Origin of the sequence: Alteromonas sp. 1_MG-2023, from assembly GCF_030547075.1 — a bacterium.
Lineage (GTDB): Bacteria > Pseudomonadota > Gammaproteobacteria > Enterobacterales > Alteromonadaceae > Alteromonas.
In genome coordinates, this window is record NZ_JAUOQH010000006.1 from 185,794 (window position 1) to 208,383 (window position 22,590).

A 22,590-nucleotide genomic window follows, 5' to 3' on the forward strand; every position below is an offset into this window, starting at 1 on the left:
GTTGTTCTTTATCTTAATTTTCGCGCGTGTTTTTAAATTCGATGTCTGGGTAACGTTCTTGCGACAACTGTAAGTTCACCCTAGTAGGGGCAATATACGTAAGGTTATCGCCACCATCTAGTGCAAGGTTTTGCTCACCCTTGCGGCGGAACTCATCCAGCTTTTTCTCGTCTTTACAGTACACCCATCGGGCAGTATTTACGTTGATGTGCTCGTACAATGCATCAACATTGTATTCTGCCTTCAAACGGGCGACGACCACGTCAAACTGAAGTACACCTACCGCTCCCACAATAAGGTCGTTATTGGCAAGCGGCCTAAATACCTGAACCGCACCTTCTTCTGAAAGCTGGATAAGGCCTTTTAACAATTGCTTCTGTTTTAGCGGATCGCGTAATCGAATACGCTTAAATAATTCTGGTGCGAAGTTAGGGATACCACTGAAGCGATAATTATCGCCGGAGGTAAAAGTATCACCAATTCGAATGGTACCGTGGTTATGCAAGCCAATAATATCTCCCGCATACGCCTCTTCCAGCAAGGCTCTATCACCGGCTAAAAAGGTTAATGCATCAGAAATACGAACGTCTTTGCCAAGTCGTGAGTGACGCATTTTCATGCCCTTCTCGTACTTGCCCGATACAATACGGCAAAACGCGATGCGGTCACGGTGCTTAGGATCCATGTTCGCCTGAATTTTGAATACAAAACCACTGAACTTGGTATCTGTAGCCTCAACAGGGCTTTCATCAGTCTCTCGGCCTTGTGGCGCAGGCGCCCATTCAACCATGCCATCAAGCATATGGTCGACACCAAAGTTACCCAATGCAGTACCGAAAAATACTGGGGTAAGCTGGCCGTCTAAAAAGAGCTCTTTATCAAAGTCGTTTGATGCACCGCGCACAAGTTCTAGCTCATCACGCAAGGTTTCAGCTAGGTCGCTACCAATGGCATCTTCAAGTTCAGGGTTATCTAGCCCTTTTAAAATACGAACGTCTTGAATGGTGTGCCCATGGCCACTTTGGTACAAAATGGTTTCGTCACGATAAAGGTGATAAACCCCTTTAAAGCTTTTACCGCAGCCGATTGGCCAGGTAATTGGCGCACAAAGAATATCGAGCTCGCTCTCAACTTCATCCATCACTTCTAGTGGATCGCGAATATCGCGGTCGAGCTTGTTCATAAAGGTTAGGATAGGTGTGTCACGTAAGCGGGTAACTTCCATCAATTTACGCGTTCTGTCCTCTACCCCTTTCGCCGCATCGATAACCATTAAGCAAGAATCTACTGCGGTAAGCGTACGGTAGGTATCTTCCGAGAAATCTTCGTGTCCAGGCGTATCAAGTAAGTTAACCAGATGGTCGTTGTAAGGAAATTGCATTACAGAGGTAGTTACAGATATACCACGCTCTTTTTCCATCTCCATCCAATCTGACTTCGCATGTTGGCCAGACTTTTTACCTTTTACTGTACCTGCAGTTTGCAGTGCGTTTCCGAACAACAGTACTTTTTCAGTAATGGTGGTTTTACCCGCATCTGGATGCGAGATAATAGCGAACGTTCTTCGCTTATTGATTTCGTTAAGAAAATCGGCATTTGCCATGAAAAATCGGTCCCGTTTCGTACCCGTAATGGTACTTCAGTCTTGAGTATTACTCGCTTTGCTTAGTGGCGTTCTTACTGTCGTACTTACCTGTGCAACGTGCTTTTGCTACCAGCTTTTGTACACAACATTACGAAGGGACGCCAAGCATTATGCCTTCCCTATTGAAGCCTTAACTGGCACCCAAAAAGTGGAAAGCATTGAGGGAGTATAAAAATGCTGCTTATTATACATTTGTGGCAGCTAAAAACACGCTCTGCTGACGTTTTTCTGATAACTCACAGCTAAATACTGCTTGAAGGGTAACTTCGTCATTTCATTGCTGAAGATAGAGTTAATACAAGAGATGATAGTTATAGTACTGATAGGCCTTACCCTGTAAACCGCTTTGTCAGCTTTTTAAGTGCGCGCTTTGGAAGTGCGTTAAGCGTAAGCGCCGCAAGCATAACCGTTGCGCCAACAATAACCATAGGCAATAAGGATTCACCTAGTAATATTACCGAGCTTACGTAACCTATGATAGGCGTAAGGGTGCTAATAAGTACTATGCGCTCAGGGGGAAGCTTAGGCCCAGCAGACACCATAAGACCAAAACCTAAGCCAGTAGCAATTGGCCCAATGTAAGATAGTGACAACCAACCTCGCCATCCGTATTCAGCAAAATTAGGTACTCCATCTAGGCCAAATGCAATCGCTAACATCACCACACCTGCTATAGTGAATTGCCAGAATACCGCATCGATAACACTGCCATGCCATTGATGAAATGAAACACGCCTTATCGATACTGCCCACAACCCCGAAGCTAATAGCATGCCAAACAAAGGTAACCAAGCACCAGGCTGACCAGATGCAAACAAGATCATTGCCACACCTAGTGTGGATATGCTGGTAAGTAATAAACGTTTTGCAGTAGGCCGCTGTCGATACCATAAGGTATCAATTACTAGCATCCACAATGGCGTGGTATAGATTAAAATGCTGGCAGTTCCGGCAGGAATATATTGTAAGCAAACCGTAATTAACCCCATTGAGCCAATGAACTGCACAACGGCTACCGTAAAGATAACTGCGCGGTCGGGGCGTGAAAACGTAGGAAAGCGTTTTTTGGTGATAAATACAAATAAAGCAATTACAGGCAAGGCAAATAATAGCCTAAGCGCTACCATCCAATACGCACTCACGGTATCTAAACCTAGCTTCATAGCGGGCCAACTTAAGCCTAAACATAACACTGAAGCAAACAGCATTTTAATGCCCTTGGCTTGAACGGACGGAGCTGGCGACGCAGAAGACATAGTAGATACCTGTAAAATGAAAAAGCATGGGCAATTTCATAAAAAATAAGCACAGCAAGTGAAATCTTACTGAGGCGCGCAATATACGGGAATTACATTGAACAGAAAATAAGCCTTAACGACATAATTAGGTGCCTTATCGCGCATGAAGGCAAAAGCATTTAAAGCTATGGCTACGGTAAAAGTATAGCTACCGATAAAAGCTTACGCTGCCCCTGTTGAATGGGCGTGACACTATGACTGTATAAATCGGGTCTGAAGAAATACACACGATTAAAAAGGTTAAAAATAACCTTGTCGGCACAAAACACCCCACCTACTTCCGGCCGCTTTAATACCACATTAAATTTATAGTATTTTCCTTCGCTAACAGGGTCGTTATGCCTCATTACTCGATGCCCTTCAGGATAGGTCACCAAATTAATTGCAAACCGTTTAAATCGCATGATCTCGCGATTAATAACCTTCGCCATTCATCCTCTTTAGTTAATTTCTAACAGATTAAATATTGAGAGTATTATCTCAAAAAACAGCGGCAGACAGATAGCAAGAACGTAGATCAAGAAAGTATAACTTGTGCGATTGGATGTTTAGGCTAAAGCGAAGCCTTCATTATTTTAGCGTGTTCTTTGCCATTAGCGGTTTGATAATAGTTTTTTCTTACTTCAATATGCTCAAAGCCAGTATTTTCGTAAAGGCTTATTGCCCCCACATTGCTTGCCCGAACTTCTAACCACATTGATGTCATTTTGTTGTGATGAGCGTGTTGTTTTACGTACTCCACTAACGCCCGCCCTATCCCTTCTTGGCGGCAACGCTTGTCTACCGCAATATCCATTAAGGTAGCTTCATCAACCACTTCAAGAACTAATGCGTACCCAACTACTTGGACATCTTTTATGGCAAGCACGCCAAAATAAGGAGAATTGGTGCAATCAATAAACGTGCTATACGACCAAGGCTTGTACTGAGACGCTTCGTGAATACGGTACGCTTGTATTAATGCGCCCTCAATATGAGTGTTTGAAACTAACTGGATATTCAAAATAGACGACCAATTTAAGGTAATAAAGGCGTTTAAGACAAACTTGGATTGTTAGTGTGCGCACATAGCATTTTCCAAAGCTGCTTTTGTATTGAAGCCGTGAGTAAATGAGGTGCAGTAGGTAAAACAATTTCACTGTTTGTTACGACTAATGCTTCACCAATTCTAACTTGGCTGCTGGTTAACGTTAGAGTTAAATGTGCTAACGCAACGTCTAAATCCTGCAGCCACTGCTTACCTTGTAGGCGCTGCACTTGTGTTAATGCCACTAACGCTGGAGCTTGCTCTTGGGGTTCTGTTACTTGTTGTGCTGGAGCTTGAGCGCTAGCGGAAGGATTTTGCTCCATGCTAACTGAAGGCGCTGAAGATGAATCGGGCTTGTTCTGACCAGCGGGCTTGTTTTGGCTAAAGGCTTGGCTAGCAGGCTTTGACGAATCTGATGAAACTTGCGCCCGAAGTTGTGCTAACCGGCTTTGCTTTTCTTCGTTAGAAGGCATAGATGCCGAAGGGGCGTTAGTATTAATGTTGTAAGTATTACCACTAGCTACACGGCCCGCTCCTGTTGGGCTGGTCGCACTATCCGTCGCCATCGTTTCAGATGCTTCATCTTGCAGCGATGATTGGTTCACCCAAACGGGGATCCCCATTTCTTGCAACACGGCACGCTGAAAAGTAGAAAGCAACATAAAACATCCAAGCTGATTTAATGACTTATTATTGTATAGCAAGGTGAATAAAAATGGCAGATGTAGAATAGCCTACACGCTAAATTTAGCGTTAGATAATTGAATATAAAAAAGAGAAATTGATGATATAAAAGAGAATTAATGAATTCATAAAACAAGAAGGGAAAGTGGCAGGGGTGGAGGGACTCGAACCCCCAACCATCGGTTTTGGAGACCGCTGTTCTACCAATTCGAACTACACCCCTAGCGCGCTGTGCATTATACGGATGACATTTAAAAGGTAAAGCATTTTTCTACTACCTTATGCACTTCCGCTTATTAAACAAACAAAGCGCTGTGAAAACACACAAAACCTGGGTTTAAGCTTTGGTTTTACTTGTTAGCATCAAGCGCAGCCTGCCATAAATCGTTCGTTACGCAGACTATTTCCATATGATGCTTAACTTGCATTAATACTTCCTCAACATCCTTACCTACCTCTTCAGCGTAGGCCAAGGCTAGTGCTTGTGTCTGCGCTTCACTAAAACCGTTAATTTTTGCGCACCCTGCTATGTCGAAATAGCGATTACCCATGGCTGAGTATTCCCAGTCAACAATAAAAGGCGTTGAGTCTCTTACTACATGATGGGCGAGTAGGTCGTTGTGACACAGCACATAGTCTTCTGTATTGCCCTCACTTTTCACTAAACTTGCTCGTAGTTGAATGGCGTTGTCGAAAAGTGCATCGCCTTCTTTCAATCCAGCGGAGTGCATATAGTGCAACCAACGAGAAAATAGATTGAGTGGTCTGGCGGTAATAGGTATTCCATGAACACGGGCGAGTACCGATGCTAACGCTTCAGGGGAACGAATATTTGGATGAGGATCGGTATCATCCTCCCACTCTTCCACCCATACTAACTCATCGTCGCTTAGCCAAACTGGTTTGGGCGCAATGCCTCGCTCAGCAAGTTGCTCTTGTAATACAAACTGGTGGAACCGGTCTATACCACTGAATTCATCTTCACCAACCCACTTAACAGCAAAGCCTCTGCCCTCATCTTTAAGATGATATACCTGGTTAACTAGGCCTGCTGGGTGACGCTCCACCGTGGCTGAATCAGATAAATTAAGTGCTTCTTTCAAGAGCGGGATGATAGTTTCCGGATTCATCTTGCTTGTTCCATTGCGCTTGCCATTGTAGATACCCAAAAATTGAGAAGCCTACATATCCAAGGAATAAGCATGCTGATAATGCCATCCCAACTTGGAAGTATAAAAAGGCTGATGCCAAATTAATAAAAAACCAATATATCCAGTTTTGCAGTACTTTATGTGCCACCATAAAGGTGGTCACGATACTTAGTAAATGAATACTCGCATCAAGTAGCAAATGTTCACTATTAAATTGAGACGTGACTAACTGTGACAACCCCCACGCACAGCACAGAAGCACCGGCACTATGGTAAGGTGTATCCATAACGGCCATGAACGTACCGGTTTATCTGTACCTTCACCACCACCTTTAGACCATTGATAGTAACCATAGCCTGCCATTATCATATAGAAAAAATTCAGCATCGACTGAAATGGAAGCGTGACTTGCCAAAAAAGCCACGTATAAACAGCGGTGCTGGCGAAGGCGCAAAGCCAACACCAGCTGTTCTGCTTAGCCGCAAGAAATACATAGGCAATGGCAAGTACAACTGCTATCCATTCAAGCATTGACGTAGCCGCTATCTGCGATAAAAAGTCGTTCAAAAATGCTCTCATGCTTCAGGTTTTCTGGTTTGCTTGTTCGCCTGCATCACATCGTAATTCAGAAACTTCGCCACAAAAATGGCCTGCCCAACTTCTTCATGTGTACGTTGCATTTCTTTGCCCAAAATAGACAAAACATGGCCGTAATCACCCGATACTTGCGTGCTAGTAGATGTAGTTAAAACGCCAATATTGCCATAACTATTAAGGCGGTCTATAAATTGCTGAATAGGCTCAATGTAATCACCCACCAAAGGGTACAACGAAAGCTCAACCATAACTTGCATAGTGTACTCCTAGAATTGATATTTAACCGTAACGCCATACTGACGTCCGTTGCCTAATTGATAGTAAGGTTCTGCAAACGCATATTCGTCGCGAGGATCATTGCTGAACCCGCCAAACCCTCTCGTATAGTATTCTTTGTCGAAGGCATTTTTTACCCACAGACTGGTTTGCCATTTATCAGCAAACCATACCAACTCACTGTTTACCAAGGTGGTAGAAGGGGCTTCTACATCATGGCTATCAGAGAAGCGGTAGCTATCTTTGTAATCTACGTCTATACGCCAAAGTACGTTGTCGGTCACCGATAATTCACTGAATAGGTTTGCCGTATATTCAGGCGCTTGTGCTTGGCGCTGCTTATCTATCACAGTACCATCGGTTAAGGTGTAGCCTTCAAATGTAGCATCTAAGTAGCCCACACTGGCGTTGATGTTCCAGTTTGGAACTATCTGCCAACTTAATTCTAGTTCAGCACCTTGGTTTGTGCCTATATCAGCATTGTCGATAATATCGATAAAATCTGGGGTACCATCTTCTCGAATCTGAACATCGAAATTACTTACCTGAGTATCATCGCGGTCCATATAGAACAGAGCAGCTCGCATGGTAAGTTCAGGGATGAACAAAGGCCCTTTTACACCAAGCTCGTAGTTCCAGTTATACTCTTCATCAAAGAATCGTTGCTCATCAGATACCCGCTCATCAGGGTTATATCCAGCCCCTTTGTAACCGCGAGAAATACTAGCGTAGTAAAAGTGAGTTCCACCGGTATATTGCAATGCTACTTTACCGCCGGTCATGGTTGTATCATGACTACTTTGAAGGCCATTGTTGTCAGAATAGTCAAAACCATAGTTTTCAATACGTAACCCAGCCACTAGGGTAAGTCTATCGGTCAATGTGGATTCGGTTTGCACGTATACCGCTTTAGTCGTGGGCTCATACACACTGGTAAAATCACCTGATGCATAGGTGTATTCACGTAATAAATCTTCTTCGCTGGTTTTGTAAAAAGCGCCTAGTGTCCACGACGTCGCCCCGTTAAATAATGCAGCGCTATCCGATGATACAAAGCGAACTTCAGCGGTTTGCGTATCTACTTCGCGAAAATAAGCGTCGAAGGAGGTATAGCCAAAAGGATGGAAACCTTCATAGGTCCAATCTTCGTCATATCCATAGCCAATATTGTGGGAGGCGTGGGTAGCGATAAGGATAAAGTCACCGCCATTGGTAGAAGTAGTGGCTCTTGCACTTACTGCATGGGTTTGATGATTATCAAAACCAGGTTCATCAGATAAGGTTTTATTGTCGTTGTCTAGCGAAAACGCGTCGTAGCCGTTGTCGATATCATACCAACGATAAGTCAGTGCTAAGGTGCTTCTTTCATCAATGTTCCCTGCAACACTAATGCGCGCAGCAGTTTCATCTAGATTATTCGTATCATCTTTATCAAGGAAGGTGTTTTCAACAAACCCATCGCTGCGATTATGCATAAGTGCAACGCGATAACCCCAGTCCTTATTGATATCGTTGCCGGTAGCCGCTTCCACTCGATAACTGTCTTTATTGCCCGCTCTAAATTCAACGTAATCAGGGCCATCTGAACCAACTGCATTGCTAGAAAGCTTCACTGCCCCGGCCAATGCGCCAGAACCAAATAAGGTGGCTTGAGGACCGCGATACACTTCTAATTGCTGGGTATCAAATATCAGCCCTGCTGCCGCTAAACCTGAGAAATCAAATTCATCCACAATAAAGCTAACAGACGGGTTAATAGGCTCTACAAATTGACTACGCTCGCCGATACCGCGAATTTGAACGAAACGCCCACGAGACGCGCCCGCTGCAAAGTTTACGTTGGGTACACTGTTAAGCACACTGTCGATATGGGTAGGCTGACGGCTGCTTAAGCGCTCTGCGCCCATGATAGTGGCACTGGCACTTAGCTGGTCTAATACAGTAGCGCGGAAGTCGCCGCTAACGACTATACGCTCGACATCTTCAAGCTGTGGTTCTTGTTGAGTCGTTTGCGCATTAACGCAAAGGGATGCAGCAATTAAAGAAAGACTGAAAACTGGTTTTAACATGGGATCTCTTATTCTTTTTTTAAGAAAAAGGATCCGGGTGTACGGCAGGTGATAAGACTATGTGGTCAACCATCCCTACGCCGGCATTATCCGGATCAGGTGTAAGGGTTCTCACAATGATGGTGTGAATCTCAGTCCAATACCTTGGACACCCCTTGGTAAATGCGCTCAGCATAAATAGCGAACACAGCGAAGAGTCTACCAGTTACGCCAAAACCGTCAAGATATTAAACGGTTAACTTAACGTAACGGTAAACACAGTATTCGATATTACTTAAGCTCTTCAAGTTCTAAATTTAGCTTACGTACTTCTTCATTGGTTTGAGCTACAAGAGCTTCTAAGGTCTTACCATGCGCCGCCGGTTGACGAGAGTCGGTATCAACTTTAACGAAGACGATATCATCCGCAAAACAGATGGTTTTCTTGGTGGCTTTATTACGTACTAAACAACTTACCGTAATAGAGGTTCTGCCAACGGCTTTGGTCTCTAAACCAAATTCCACGATGTCACCTTGCAAAGCAGGTGACTCAAAGCTAATTTCACCTATATGCTTAGTTACCAAACAATTGGTTTCTAATTGGCAAATGGCCCAAATAGCAGCCTCTTCATCAATCCACTCAAGCGCGCGGCCGCCAAATAAAGAGTTGGCATAATTTAAGTCGTTTGGCATCACTAGACGCCGAGAAAGAAAGCGCATTCGAATTCCTTTAGATAAGTAGTTACTATAAGCACAGAAAGTCCTAATTATATCGAAAATTCACACCTATGGCGCCACCAGAATTAACTGAATGGTTGTTTAACTCCATTTACTCGCAAACACGACATTTGAACCATAGACATCTACTGGTAGTTACCGGTGAATTTTCGTGGGTGCGTGAAGGTTTAAACGCAATTTTAGCCCATGCTAACGCTACACTTAGCATTAAAGAAATAGGCAATGAGAACACCCTTAACCGCAAGCATGTGTTAGGCAGTGAATGTGATATCGCGATTGTACATGCACATAAAGCCTTTAACCCTGGAAATTTGATGGCTGTAGCTGGCACCATTCGCTGGGGAGGATGTCTTATATTATGCAGCCCCCCTTTGAGTACATGGGAACAACAAGCACGCCCTACCCACCTTTCCCATGGCTATTCAGCCGCACACAGCCTTTATATCAAACGGCTTGTAAGACTATTGAAAGCAGACAAAGACGTGGCGATATGGGGTAAAGAGGACTGTTATGTGCCTTTTGCTAGCCCTACTCAAATTCAAAGTCAAAAGCCTGATGAAAGGCTAGCTCCAGAGCCAAAGAATTTAAAAAGCCCTTCGCCAATTTATATAGAAGGCCTTTCGCGAAGTAATGTAGATAGCCCCTCGCAAAATTATATTGATAGCCCTTCGCGAAGTCATCTAGATAACTCGTTTGCCGAGAATGCTCCCGCTGTTGCCAAAGAAAGTGGAACATCACAATTTAGGTCACTTGAACAACAAGAGGCTTTCAACCAGCTTACTATTAATTGGAGCCAAGGAAAGCGCAAGGCAGTTATTACTGCAGCAAGGGGTAGAGGAAAATCAGCCCTTGTTGGACTGTTCGCTGCATCAAGGCTAATCAAAGGCGAAACCATATTTGTTACCAGCGCCATTCGTGAAAATACAGATACTTTGTTTAAACACGCTAATGCTCCTGTTACTGGATTGAAAGATAGCAATGAGGTTTCGCTTGAGCTTGGGCTTGGGCTTGATTACGGTGAGCGTTCTGATAGCAAGGCGTCGTATCAAGCGAGTTTTGATGAAGAGGGTTTTCATAAAGAGCAATCTCGTGAAAAGGCTTTGCATAATAGAACAGCAAGCTATGAAAGTATTAAGTGGATGGCCTCAGATAATCCTGCATTATTAAGTGACCACTGCGACCTACTGATTATTGATGAAGCGGCATCGTTTCCATTACCCGTATTAAAAAAGCTTATTGGTGCCCATGATAATTGGTTGGTAAGTACAACACTGCAAGGTTACGAAGGCAGCGGGCAAGGATTTCTTCAACGCATGCTACCTAGGTTTATTAGCGACGGTGCTATACCCCTTTCGCTGACAACAAGCCTGCGCTGGGTTCAAAACGATAAACTAGAGCAATTGCTGCACAAACTTTTTTTATTTGAAGAGTTCGCCGTGATTGAAGGTTCAAGCCATAGGCTTGATAACGACAGATACAAGGTTAGTGCTGTATCAACGTTAACCGACTACGAATTGCACTGCGTAATGCAACTGCTAGCTACAGCGCATTACCAAACCAGTCCTGATGACTTCATGCGAATTTGTGACAGCCCTGACATCAAGCTTTTCTGTCAGTGGGACAACCAGTGCTTGGTTGCCGCCGCAATAATCAATATCGAAGGCGGAAATGCTCTTGATGACTTAAAACACCATATTGCGAATGGCGCACGTAGGCCTAAAGGTCATTTAGGCGCACAAAGGCTAACGCTGATAACCGCGAATCCAGAAACAGCCGTATTACATTATTGGCGAATTAACCGTATAGCCGTTGCGCCCCATATGCAGGGCAAAGGCCTAGGCACTGCACTTATCAATGTTATAAGGCAGTGTGGAGCGCAGGAAAATATCGATGCGCTTATAAGTTCTTATGGCAGGTCTTCTCGGCTGGATGGGTTTTGGCAACAGTGCCAATTCACGTTAGTCGATATGGGACAAAAACCAAATAAAGCGAGTGGAGAAACAAGTGCCTTAGTGGTACATCCAATTTCTAACCGGTATAGGAACACCTTTGAAGTGCTTGTTGGTATGTTCGCATTATCCCAACAAGATGACATTGTTCCGTTGAACTTACTACCTACTTCCATACAACGCATATTAAGTATTAAGTTGAACCAGTTTGTCACTGGCACTCGCCCTTTAAATCAAGTGTCACTTGCCATAAACTCACTCGCTGCGCAGTTACTACTTTGCCCTACAAAACCTCTTGATTACCCTGAAAAACCGTATAAGTCCGCTGAAGAAATGCTTTTGTCTAAGGTCGAACTAAATGAGACCGCAGAGGTACCGTTAGCTGGAGCAGCTAAAAACCAATTAGATGAGACCGTATCTTTTGAGCTTGTATCTTTACTAAGCACCAATCCCCTGCCCACCAATGAACTTATAAGTTTCTTGAGGGCTAATGGTAATAAAGCGCTAGTGAAGGCCCTAAGAAGCAAAGTAAATTACATGCTTTCTTTAGTTTGAGCATAAATAGAGCGCTATCTAAGACGGCACGCTGCTAAAAATTCAAAACCCAAAATCCAGTCAAAATTCACATAAAAAACTCAAAAAAAAAGCCTCCAAATGGAGGCTTTTCTAGTGTATATCGATACAACAACTATATGTTAATACCGCGGTTTTTAGCCTTCTCTTTAATGTAAGGCTCCCAAGCCGCTGCATTACGACGTAGTGAGCGATCTTTCTTCGCTTCTTGTACGTGCTTGTAAGCTGCTCTGAAATCGCCTGCGTAGAAGTTCGCTTCCATAAGAGTGAAGTGAACTTTTTCAGGACTATCAACGCCGCGTTCTAAGGCATTGTTCAATGCTTTAATCGCGCCTTTGTAATCTTCAGAAACTAACAACAAAGTACCTTGCTTTCTGTAATGCTCAGGATCAGAACTCTTCGCAGCTGCTTGTGCATAAAGCTTAGCAGCCCTGTCGTAGTTTTTAGCCTGATGATAAGCGTTAGCAATACTCGCTAGCATATCAGCATCATCTTCCAGCAAACCAGATTTAACGTGTTTTTCCAAAATTTGAGCAGCTTTATAAGGCATGTCATTGGTTTGGAACAACTGAGATAACGTTTTAATCTCGTTTTCTTTTTTAAGGTAGCCTTGAATGTAAGCCATCTCGAACGTAGACAAACCTTTCTTGAAATCTTCTACTGAAAGGTAGAAGAAACCAAGTTGAGTCCACCAACGTGGTTCCTCAGGGAAATAGCGAACCAGCTCTTCAGCAACGGCCACTGTTTGAGGAAACATTTTACGTTCGTAGTAAGATGTTAGCTTCAACACATAAGGGTTTTTGTTTGGCTCATCATACAAAGCAATTGCTCTGTCCGCTGGCTCAATCATCTTATCTAATTGGCCTGCTTCATAATAAGCCTGCGCTAAACGGGTATATACGTCTGCATCTTCTTTACAAGTAAAGTCCATCCAGGCTTTGTACCATTTAATCGCATCAGTATATTTGTTCTCTTGCATATTCAAATCACCTAATAATTTAAGTGTTTGAGCATGCTCAAGATCGTTCAATACTTTTGGTTCTACAGACTTGGTTAAATAACCAAGTGCTTTAGAGCCTTTGCCTTCTTGTGCAGCTAGTAAGTTACCAATAAAGCGGTTTACGTACGCTGCGTCGAAGTCTTCAGAAGGGTCAATGTCATATAAAATGTTTAACGCTTCATCAACTTGATCTTCGTTGTAAAACTCAAATGCTTTTTGAACTTTCTTACCAGTACGCTCGCCAACCAAGGTTGTTTTAGCTTTTTCGTACCCAGGGCACATAACAGGCGAAGACTGTGCAAGTGCTGCTGGTGCAGAAAATACTGCACCGGCACCAAGCACTAAAGCGAATGCTGACATTTTGAATGTACGTTTCATCATGATCATTGCTCCAGTTTAAAGTCTAGCTGTACGAACATGCCTGGCTGCTTAACAGCTTTGCCGTCAACAATCTTAGGCTTGTATTTCCACTTACGTAATGCACGTCGTGCCTCACGGTCGAATACACGCTTAGGTTCAGCTTCAATTACTTCGATATCGTCAACACCACCAATTTCATTGATAGTAAAAGACAATCTTACCCAACCTTCACGGCCATCACGGGCTGCATCAGGCGGATATTTTGGATCGATACGAACAATTGGAGTAGCGTCACCATCGCGCTGCATAGCGCCAACACCACCAATGTTTACACCAACACCACCAGTATCAATAGCTGGGATTGCTAGGCTAAAGCCGTCTGCATCCGGTTCAGCTGCTTCTGGCTCAACAAGTTCCATTTTAGGAGGCTGTTGAGGCGGAGGTGGAGGCGGAGGCGGAACACGTTGACGCGTTTGCGTCTGGTCGTCTGGTTCCTGCATCACAATATCGATTACCGGTGCTTCAGGTACTTCGTCTGCCGGTCTGGCTGAGTTTTCAATCAACTTAGCCATAAGTACGAACAGGGCAAATGCAACACCAGCACCTAACAATATAGATACAATTATACGTAACATCTTAACCCCTCGCCGCTACCGAGACACGATTAACGCCTGCAGCTTTAACCTGGTCCATTATTTCTACTACTAAACCATGCTTAGCTTTAACATCAGCCTGAATGATTACATAGTCAGTTGGCTGCTCGGTAAGCAGTCGTTCAATATTCGCTCTAACGCTGTCCGGCGCTACTTCACGTTTATCTAACCAAACGCTCCCATCTTCTGTTACCGCTATGAAAATGTTCGCGTTCTTGTGAAGAACCGCCTGGCTCGCGTCGGGCTTATTAACTTCAATCCCTGCTTCTTTTACGAAAACAGTGGTAACGATAAAGAAGATAAGCATGATAAACACGATGTCCAACATGGGTGTCATGTCAATCTGTGCGTCTTCTTCCTCGGTTCTGACTTTTCGAGCCATAATATCTCTCTCTAATGATGTGGCAGGCTATCAACTAACCCTTCGCGTGCCAGCTTCACTTTCGCTTCAAGACGAGAACTGATAAACAGTCCAGAAAGCGCGGCTACCATTCCCGCCATAGTCGGGATTGTTGCCATTGAGATACCAGATGCCATTAAGCGTGCATTACTGGTGCCTTGTGTCGCCATCGTCTCGAAAACACCGATCATACCGGTTACTGTTCCCAGTAGCCCGATTAACGGACACATTGCAATAATGGTGCGAATAATCAGCATTCTAGCGTTCAGATCATCTGACGCTTGAGAAATCCACGCGTCACGGATTCTATGCGCATACCAAGATGTGGTATCTGCTCGGGCATCCCAATTTTTGATGATGTTTTTCTTCACCGTTGGGAAGACCGAGGTTAAATACCAATAACGCTCAATCATTAAAACCCACATGAGAAAGAGCGCGGCAGCAACGAAATAAAGCACGTCACCGCCGGTAGCGATAAAATCCCTGACCGATTCAAATAATCCAATCAGGTAATTCATTCTACACTCTCTCCGACTCTGAATGAGCTGCTACGATACCCGCAGTTTGCTCATCAAGAATGTGGATGATTGATTTGCTACGCGAAGCTACGATGCTGTGAGTAAGAATCAGTGGCAATGCCGCGATAATACCTTGAGCCGTAGTTACAAGAGCCATTGAGATACTGCCAGCCATCATACGAGGGTCGCCTGTACCGAACAATGTGATTGTTTGGAACGTTGCGATCATACCTAGTACAGTACCTAGTAGACCTAGTAGAGGAGCTATTGCAGCAAAGATCTTAATAGTGTTGATGCCACTTTCGATACGTGGAAGTTCACGTAAGATAGCTTCATCAAGTTTAAGCTCTAAGTTTTCAGCGTCGGCAGTTTTGTTTTCTTTGTAAACTTTCAAGATACGACCTAGAGGGTTGCCATCTGAAGGGTTACCTGGATTTTTAAGCTGTGAACGCATTTTACCAGCAACTACTGTTAAAGTAATAAGCTTGTAAAGACCGATAAGTAGACCAATCACTAACATTACAGTGATTGTGTAACCTACTACACCACCTGCATGATAACGCTCAGACATTGTTGCTTTTTGCTTCAACAAACCAAGGATTGCACCTTGAGATGGGTCAGCATAAAAAGGAACTAGACCTGAAGTCGCAGAGATCAAATCGTCAGCAGAACTTACAAAACGACCGTCTGGTTGGCGACCTAGAGGCTGAACAATTTCATTTTCAGCATCATACGTTAGGTAGCCATCTGCGCCTACAATATTGAAAGTACCAATACGAACAACTTCTTGCTGTGAAGAACCGCCGTCAAGGTTAACAACTTCAGTTGTGAAACGAACCGTTTCGCCACCTTCAGTCATTTCTTTCTGTAGTGCAAACCATAGGTCTTCTAGTTCTTGAATGTTAGGAAGACCTTTAGAATCTTCTGACATTTGCGCTAGAAATTCACCACGGCCTGGGAACTGAGCACTAACGATTGATGTAGCAACACGGCCGTAAGCTTCAGAAGAGGCTTGACGAACCACACCGAACATCTCACCAAGCGTACCAGTTGCCTGATCTAGCTCAGCGGCTTTTTCGTTAAGCGTTACTTCGTTATCAGAGAATTGTTGTTGAAGACGGTCGCCACGACCTTGTTCAGCTTTCAATTCAGATTCTGCTTTACGAAGAAGCGCTTGCTTGTCTGCACGAGCAGATTGGAACTCTGCTTCACGCTGTTTGTTGATACGTGTTTCAGAAACACGGTTATCCTGAACTTGGTCTAGAAGTTCTTTAAGGCTCTTTGCTTCCTGAGCCTGAGCTCCGGTTGCTACAACCGCTAGAGTGGCAGCGGTTAAAAGAGATTTGAATACTGGTTTCATTAACAATTACTCCGCTGCACTAATTGGTAGTTTGATCAGATCCGCAGGAACGACGCCATTGGCCATTTTAACTGCTTCAATTACAGAAGACAGGTACTCGTCTCCAAGTTGCTCCCATGCGCGGCTCTCATTATTCCATGCCCAAGCGTTCTCTTGGTCTAGTGATAATGCGATTAGTGCAGTACGACCTAGGTTAAAGAAGTCAACAGTCACTTCAGTGCCGTTGCTATCGATAGTACCTTGGTAAGAGTTAATCTTAGTGCCGTACTCAACTTCAACCAAGTATGCTTCGATTACTTGGCGGAACTGTTCTGAAACAGTTACGTTAGAGTTAGACATAACATCACGTAGACGTTGAACACGCTCTAAACGCTCATCTAAGTGAATAGGACGGTCAAGTTTGATGAATTTCTCAAGACTATCAATCATGCGGAACATAAGAGGAACGATGCCCTGCTTAGTTTGCTCGATGCTGTCAATCTGACGTTGCAAAGAGTCAATTCCACGTTGTTGATCTGCTACAAGACTCGCAATGTAGTCGTTGTAGATTTTGAGGTTTTCTGTCTCATCTACTGTCTGACGATACTCAACCAGTAGCTCTTGAGACTGTTCAAACAAAGTGTTGATTTTTTCTTGAGATTTCGCTGCAGCCGCGTGGATTTTCGCTTCTTCTTTATGAAGGTCATCAAGCGTATCTGCAGAGACTGCGCTACCTGTTAGTGCGAAGGCACCGATAACAGTAGAAGCAATAAGAGTTCTCTTGCTCATTTTGGACATAGTTCCCAACCAAATTTCTTATTTGAATCCTCGCCGATAAAGGAAAACAGTTCGGGCAAGGGGCGTATAAAACTTTCACTTATATGTTTTAGGAATGTAGCACGGACCTTAGCTTCCAGCACTACGAACTTATTATACTCACACGGATTACAGCACTGAGTCAAGTAACACTCTGTTTACACCAGATAGATTTTTGCCATCTGATTATTATACGTTCAAATTCACCTGCAGAAATCATTCCAACGCACAAAATATTCGCGATTTTGTGCGTTAAGTATTTTAATTTAAAAATAAATCTTGGGGCTATTGTCGCGGTTTTGTGCAGATTTTAGGATTCTGATAACGAATTGGCTCAGATTTAAATCATAATGAGAAATAAAAGCACTTCATTATAGCTGTTTTTTTTTATTTTCTAGCACTTCTGTTAGGCGCTTTTTATCCCTTTTATACACCCGAATTCACCGCTAAGTTCCAAAAGATTGCAAGGTGGCGCACCATATTTGTGCAAGGGTTTATCCCCCGCCCATTGATACACCTTATTAACGATTAAGATTAATTCAATTTAGTATTTAAAATAGGAAATTAAATTTTCACCAATTGGTAAAAAAAGCCTATTTTTAGCCCGTAAATTGCCTACCGCCACGCCAACATGTAACTTAAAAATAGGTTAGAAAGTGATGTCGAATGCTATGGTTAGCCGCTTTTCATTTGACGCTGTTGGCACGGTTCCATGCCATACATGTGAGGGGAACAACACCAGAGTTCCTTCTTTTGGCTCAACAATCAGTTCTGATGGCAGTTTTACAAATGGGGGTTTATCTACTTGGCCAAAGTGTAAACATGCAGCCTGGCTATTGTCTTCATGGTTGTCTGGGTTATTGCCTGGTCTATTCTCTGGTTTACTCTCTAGTACAGAGGTTATTGCATTACCTGCTTCATTGCCTATTTGTACGTTAGGTAACTTTATATAAAGTACCCCACTAACCTGGGCTTTTGAATGATAATGGCTTGAATGAAACCCTCCTGCCTCTTTTATTAGAATGGACCATGAACCTGCAAATTCGGGTGTTTGGTAAAGCTCAGGCTCCTCATCAATATGAAGATATGAAAATATCCCTCCCTTATTAGCGTGCACATACTGCTTCACGCAAGTTAGTATTTTGCTTTCAACAAATTTAAGATTTTGCGTATTTGCGGGAAATAGATTGCCGCGAGTTTGTTTGCCTGATTGTACGGTTTGATTAATAGGTTGATGCACACTGCCATGCATGTGTATTAACTCGTTTTGAAGCTGCTTTAATTGGCTAGCATCTATGGCTAAATCAAACCGCCCAACGAGTAAATCTAGTGGTGCAGAAACGTTTTCCAATCTATCTATAACATACTGATTCGCTCTCGCTATTTGATGATATTCGTCTATTTCATACAGGCTATTTATTATCTTTTTTGCGTAGCTTATATCACCAGTAGATAAGGCTAATTCTAACCGTTCCATTTGTACTGCTGGGTTATCTGTTATCCATGTATGTCTCGCATCTAACAATGACGTTGCTTGTTCCCCGCGCTTGTTCAAACGAAGGCACTTGCTTAAGAGTAAGCTTAGCAGTTCACTCTTATTACTCTTCCCTATTCTGGCTTTTAAGAAGGTTTCTGCCTTAGCAAACTGCTTCCCTTCTAAAAGTAAGTTCACGTAAGCTAATACGACCGCATCATCGATAGGCGATTGAGTTAATAAGGTAGAAAAAGAGTCCAAATACGTATCCGTATTCCCCATTTCCCACAATATTCGTGACAGGTTCACATGACTTTCTACATACTTAGCATTTAGCGTTATAGCACTCTTATAAGCCTTCACTGCATTGTTAAAATCGCCGATATCTGAGTATGCATTTCCCAAGTTGTGTTGAACCGCATAATGAGAGATTTTAGTCGTTAATTTTTTCAATATTACAAGGGCTTCTTTCGGTCTATTGACGTATCGCAGCGCTATCGCTTTATCAATTTCTGTATTTGCTGAGGCTTCTACAGATAGTAATTGATCGGAGTAACGTAACACGAATTCATAAAGGCCGTATTGCTTCGCTACAGTCAATTGAACCTTCAATAACGGTATATTGATGGGGGCAATGAGTACGTGAAGTAGATATTTAACCAATGCTTTCTTGATACGATAACTAAGCAGAAAATTTAATATTTCGCCTTGTGACGTGGGCGTGAGGTGTTGGCAGTTAATATTTTTATAAATACACCGCTGCGCTTCAGTTAATTGCCCGTTAGCAGCATAAGCAAACGCTAAACTGATATACACTTCATTGTTTGCGTACCCACTATTAATAGCAGACGCTAACCCTTCAATTGCGGTATCAAACAGCCCTAGTTTAACTTGGCAAAAACTAATTACACGAAGTAGATTAGTATCGGTTGGAATATGCTTAGCCAGCAGTAATGCGCCGTCGAGCGCTTCATTGTATTTTGCTTCACCGACAAGTCGATAAATGCTTTCAAGGGTATTCAAAGCTTCATACCAAATTTATTTTCACTATTAGCACTAATGACTGCGTTATGTTTTTTATCTTAAATTGCAGTTAGCATCAAGAATAAAAAAGCCAGCTAGAAGCTGGCTTTTTTTTAACTAATAAAAGTATTTCATAAGTCTAGACTTAGAAAGATACCTTAACATTAGTGAATAAGTAACGACCAAGTGTGTCGTAGAAACCAGCAACAGTGTTAGCGTTTGTTGCAATAGCACTACCAACCAATGGTGGCTCTTTATCAAGAATGTTGTTCACACCTACGCTAAGCGATACGTGTTCATTAACAATGTAGTTACCACTTAAGTCAAAGAAAGAATATGAAGCTATTTCTCCTTCTGTACCTGTGATATCAACATCGCCGTAGTATCTCCAGCGAGCGATTGCAGTCCAATCGTCTAGGCTATAGTTAGCTGTCAACGTGTGACGCCATTTAGGCTGAGCAAAACATACTGCACTTACTGTTCCAGAACAATCATAATCAAGCGATGAATCTGAAAGTAACGGCTTGTAAGTTTTGTCTAGATTGTAAGAACCAACGAAGTTAGTTTTTAATGTACCTGGACCAACGTCATAGCTGTAAGCCATATCAACATCGATACCAGCCCACTCACGACCACCAACGTTATCAGATAAGTCAGTGATGAATGCATCTTGGCTAATCCATAAGCTACCTGCAGCACTACGTTCTATGTTGTCACAGAACTCACCACGAGTTGCACACAAGTCAAGAATCGTTTGTGAACCAACTGTACCGATAACTTTTTCCATTTCAATTGACCAGTAATCAATTGCAACTTCGAAGTTTTCAAACGGTGTAGCTACAACACCAACAGTAAACGTATCAGCTTCTTCAGGCTCTAGATTTGGGTTACCACCAGAGAAATCATTGTACTGGTCAGCAGGGTTAGCAGTGATTGCACCGTATTGAGCAGCAGTTACGCCAGTAAGCGCACACTGTGCTTCAGTGTACAAAGGAACACCTGTATCAGGTTGGTTTGCACAACCATCAATACCACCCCACAGGCCTACACTTTGTGAAGCGAAAAGTTCACTGATGTTTGGAGCACGAATTGCACGGTTAAAGCTTGCACGCAATTTGTAGTCTTCAGTGATAGACCAGTCAGCAGCTACTTTATAAGTGGTCGCGTTACCTGAAGTATCATAATCAGAAAGACGAAGTGCTAAGTCAACGGTTAGGTTTTCAAAACCAGGCGCGTCATCAATAAGAGGAACACTCACTTCTGTAAAGAATTCATTTACGTTGAATGAACCAGTAAGGCTCTCAGTAGGACCACCTTGACCAACAAGTGAACCGTCTTGGTAAACAGAGTCAGAAACACGTTCGAAATCGGTTTCTCTACGCTCTAAACCGAACACTGCAGCAACTGGAGCAGATGCACTTGGAAGACCAAAATCAAACTCACCAGTAACGAAACCGTTATAAATGATTAGTGATGTGTTACCCGTTAAGACAGCAGTACCAGAAAGCTGTGCAGCCTGTTCTGCAGTTACACCACCTGGCGTGTAAACTTGGTAAAGTAAGCATTCATCTGTACATTCTGTACCCACTTCGCCAACAGTTGGAGAAATTGAAGGTAAGAATAAATCGTTGATGTAAGCTGATGATGAGCTAGTAGAAGAGTACATGTAGCTAACATCGTACGACCAGTTGTCGTTAAGAATACCTTCAACACCCGCAACCATACGGAAAGAGTTATGTTCAAGGTTATCAGCACGTGGGCCGCCTTCTACATTACGCTTACCAATATAAGCCACAAATTGGTCTGCATCAGTTTGACCAAACGCAGTTTGAATTTGGGATAATTGAGAGTCAGATAAAATTGGGTTGTTGTAATCAAATAAGTATTCAGCGCCGTAGAACGTACCAGATTCAGCGATTTGACCCGCCGTTCTGTCGTTCATATAGTTCATTTCTAAGTATGCGCTAGTATCGTCATTGATGTCATAATCAACAAATGCACCTAAAGAGAAACGCTCGTTAGGACGCATGAAGTGGTTGATAGGCGCGTAGTTATAAAGGTTAGAACCATCATATGGAGAGAATGAACCATCATCGTTCAAGCTCCAGAATAACTCATTTGAGTAATCTACCGCACCGTCAACTACTGGGTAGAAGAAAGAGTTAGGAAGTACAGCAGTTGATGAACCACCACAAGATGTAGCTGTTGTGTTTAGTGCACATGATGAGTAATCGCGCTCACCTTGAAGCATTTCGTTGTTACGACGCCATGTACCGTAAACGGTTGCATGACCTTTACCGCCGTCGAAATCACCACCAGCAGTAACGCTGATGTTGTAAGACTCACCGCCAATGCCGTTGCTTCCATCTGGGTAATCGAAGCCAGCCTCGTCCATCAAGCCTTGGATATAACCATTATCGTTATTATGTTGATAACCTGCTGCACCGGCTTGAATTTCAAAACCTGTGAAGTCAGTATCCATTACGAAGTTAACTACACCCGCTACCGCGTCAGCACCGTAAGTAGTAGAAGCACCACCTGTAAGTACGTCAACACGTTTAACTAAAGAAGTTGGGATTTGGTTTACATCACCAGCTTGGCTGTAAACACCGCCTGGCTGTAGACGACGACCGTTAACCAATACTAGCGTACGGTTAGCACCCAAACCACGAAGGTCAAGGTTAGCAACACCAGAAGCGCCGTTAGCTTGGAACGCAGTTTGCGCAGCTTCGATTTGAGGAAGGGTATTCATTACGTCTTCAATACGAGTGAAACCCGTAGATTGAATAACTTGCGCATCGATAGTTAGAACTGGGCTAGCCGATTCTAATGATGTTCTTTTGATTCGCGAACCTGTTACGGAAATTTTCTCGATCGTTTCACCTGCAGCTTCCTCTTCTTCTTGCGCAACAACAGATGCAGAAGAAAGCATGGTAGCTGATAGAGCGCCAAACGCGCAGGCGAGCTTAACTGACTTAGCCAGTTTAGAATTTGTAAACATGTGTTGTCTCCCTGGACCA

Annotated in this window: 19 protein-coding genes, 1 tRNA gene and 1 riboswitch; of the genes, 1 reads left to right on the forward strand and 19 read right to left on the reverse strand. The window is 43.2% G+C overall.

The annotated features are described in order from the left end of the window. Positions 1 to 13 precede the first annotated feature (13 nt). The 11 genes from prfC to Q4561_RS08925 form a co-directional block, all read right to left on the reverse strand. Entirely contained in the window at positions 14 to 1,603 is a 1,590-nt protein-coding gene (gene prfC, locus Q4561_RS08875; RefSeq protein ID WP_303459324.1) for a peptide chain release factor 3, read from the reverse strand. Between the two features lie 371 nt (positions 1,604 to 1,974). Next, on the reverse strand, positions 1,975 to 2,901 hold the full coding sequence (locus Q4561_RS08880) for a DMT family transporter (RefSeq protein ID WP_303459327.1): 927 nt from the start codon (positions 2,899 to 2,901) through the stop codon (positions 1,975 to 1,977). Positions 2,902 to 3,074: 173 nt separating this feature from the next. Continuing rightward, positions 3,075 to 3,374 carry a 2OG-Fe(II) oxygenase gene (locus Q4561_RS08885; protein WP_303459329.1) on the reverse strand — a complete coding sequence of 100 codons (300 nt, stop codon included), beginning with the start codon at positions 3,372 to 3,374 and terminating at the stop codon, positions 3,075 to 3,077. 122 nt (positions 3,375 to 3,496) lie between these two features. After that, the gene (gene rimI, locus Q4561_RS08890; protein WP_303459330.1) at positions 3,497 to 3,946 is read right to left on the reverse strand and encodes a ribosomal protein S18-alanine N-acetyltransferase; all 450 of its coding nucleotides are present in this window, start codon (positions 3,944 to 3,946) and stop codon (positions 3,497 to 3,499) included. A 32-nt stretch (positions 3,947 to 3,978) separates the two neighbouring features. Beyond that, positions 3,979 to 4,632 carry a hypothetical protein gene (locus Q4561_RS08895; RefSeq protein ID WP_303459331.1) on the reverse strand — a complete coding sequence of 218 codons (654 nt, stop codon included), beginning with the start codon at positions 4,630 to 4,632 and terminating at the stop codon, positions 3,979 to 3,981. A gap of 168 nt (positions 4,633 to 4,800) precedes the next feature. After that, positions 4,801 to 4,877, reverse strand: a tRNA-Trp gene (locus tag Q4561_RS08900). Between the two features lie 127 nt (positions 4,878 to 5,004). Continuing rightward, entirely contained in the window at positions 5,005 to 5,784 is a 780-nt protein-coding gene (locus Q4561_RS08905) for a phosphotransferase (protein WP_303459333.1), read from the reverse strand. Next, on the reverse strand, positions 5,741 to 6,385 hold the full coding sequence (gene pnuC, locus Q4561_RS08910; RefSeq protein ID WP_303459336.1) for a nicotinamide riboside transporter PnuC: 645 nt from the start codon (positions 6,383 to 6,385) through the stop codon (positions 5,741 to 5,743). The genes Q4561_RS08905 and pnuC overlap by 44 nt, the downstream gene beginning before the upstream one ends. Then, positions 6,382 to 6,660 carry a YkoF family thiamine/hydroxymethylpyrimidine-binding protein gene (locus tag Q4561_RS08915; RefSeq protein ID WP_303459338.1) on the reverse strand — a complete coding sequence of 93 codons (279 nt, stop codon included), beginning with the start codon at positions 6,658 to 6,660 and terminating at the stop codon, positions 6,382 to 6,384. The genes pnuC and Q4561_RS08915 overlap by 4 nt, the downstream gene beginning before the upstream one ends. A 9-nt stretch (positions 6,661 to 6,669) precedes the next feature. Further along, positions 6,670 to 8,748, reverse strand: coding sequence for a TonB-dependent receptor (locus tag Q4561_RS08920; protein WP_303459340.1), 2,079 nt, complete (start codon positions 8,746 to 8,748; stop codon positions 6,670 to 6,672). 55 nt (positions 8,749 to 8,803) lie between these two features. Then, a riboswitch (TPP riboswitch) is annotated at positions 8,804 to 8,914 on the reverse strand. 104 nt (positions 8,915 to 9,018) lie between these two features. Then, positions 9,019 to 9,447 (reverse strand): acyl-CoA thioesterase, encoded by a 429-nt coding sequence (locus Q4561_RS08925; protein WP_303459342.1) that lies wholly within the window; start codon positions 9,445 to 9,447, stop codon positions 9,019 to 9,021. Between the two features lie 68 nt (positions 9,448 to 9,515). Between Q4561_RS08925 and Q4561_RS08930 the strand changes: the two genes are divergently transcribed. Then, positions 9,516 to 11,969, forward strand: a complete 2,454-nt coding sequence (locus Q4561_RS08930; protein ID WP_303459345.1) for a GNAT family N-acetyltransferase — start codon at positions 9,516 to 9,518, stop codon at positions 11,967 to 11,969. A 133-nt stretch (positions 11,970 to 12,102) separates the two neighbouring features. Here Q4561_RS08930 and Q4561_RS08935 read toward each other — a convergent pair whose 3' ends face one another. The 8 genes from Q4561_RS08935 to Q4561_RS08970 form a co-directional block, all read right to left on the reverse strand. Then, a complete protein-coding gene (locus Q4561_RS08935) occupies positions 12,103 to 13,368 on the reverse strand; it encodes a lipopolysaccharide assembly protein LapB (protein ID WP_303459347.1) in 1,266 nt (421 codons plus the stop codon). A 2-nt stretch (positions 13,369 to 13,370) separates the two neighbouring features. After that, positions 13,371 to 13,982: an energy transducer TonB gene (locus Q4561_RS08940; RefSeq protein WP_303459350.1), complete on the reverse strand. Its 612-nt coding sequence runs from the start codon at positions 13,980 to 13,982 to the stop codon at positions 13,371 to 13,373. 1 nt (position 13,983) lies between these two features. Further along, positions 13,984 to 14,382, reverse strand: coding sequence for a biopolymer transporter ExbD (locus Q4561_RS08945; RefSeq protein ID WP_303459353.1), 399 nt, complete (start codon positions 14,380 to 14,382; stop codon positions 13,984 to 13,986). A gap of 11 nt (positions 14,383 to 14,393) precedes the next feature. Further along, entirely contained in the window at positions 14,394 to 14,918 is a 525-nt protein-coding gene (locus tag Q4561_RS08950) for a MotA/TolQ/ExbB proton channel family protein (protein ID WP_303459355.1), read from the reverse strand. A gap of 1 nt (position 14,919) precedes the next feature. Further along, the gene (locus Q4561_RS08955; protein ID WP_303459356.1) at positions 14,920 to 16,278 is read right to left on the reverse strand and encodes a MotA/TolQ/ExbB proton channel family protein; all 1,359 of its coding nucleotides are present in this window, start codon (positions 16,276 to 16,278) and stop codon (positions 14,920 to 14,922) included. Positions 16,279 to 16,284: 6 nt separating this feature from the next. Beyond that, positions 16,285 to 17,046: a DUF3450 domain-containing protein gene (locus Q4561_RS08960; RefSeq protein WP_303459358.1), complete on the reverse strand. Its 762-nt coding sequence runs from the start codon at positions 17,044 to 17,046 to the stop codon at positions 16,285 to 16,287. 676 nt (positions 17,047 to 17,722) lie between these two features. Further along, on the reverse strand, positions 17,723 to 19,570 hold the full coding sequence (locus Q4561_RS08965) for a putative 2OG-Fe(II) oxygenase (protein ID WP_303459361.1): 1,848 nt from the start codon (positions 19,568 to 19,570) through the stop codon (positions 17,723 to 17,725). A 145-nt stretch (positions 19,571 to 19,715) separates the two neighbouring features. Further along, positions 19,716 to 22,571 carry a TonB-dependent receptor gene (locus tag Q4561_RS08970; protein WP_303459362.1) on the reverse strand — a complete coding sequence of 952 codons (2,856 nt, stop codon included), beginning with the start codon at positions 22,569 to 22,571 and terminating at the stop codon, positions 19,716 to 19,718. Positions 22,572 to 22,590 lie beyond the last annotated feature (19 nt).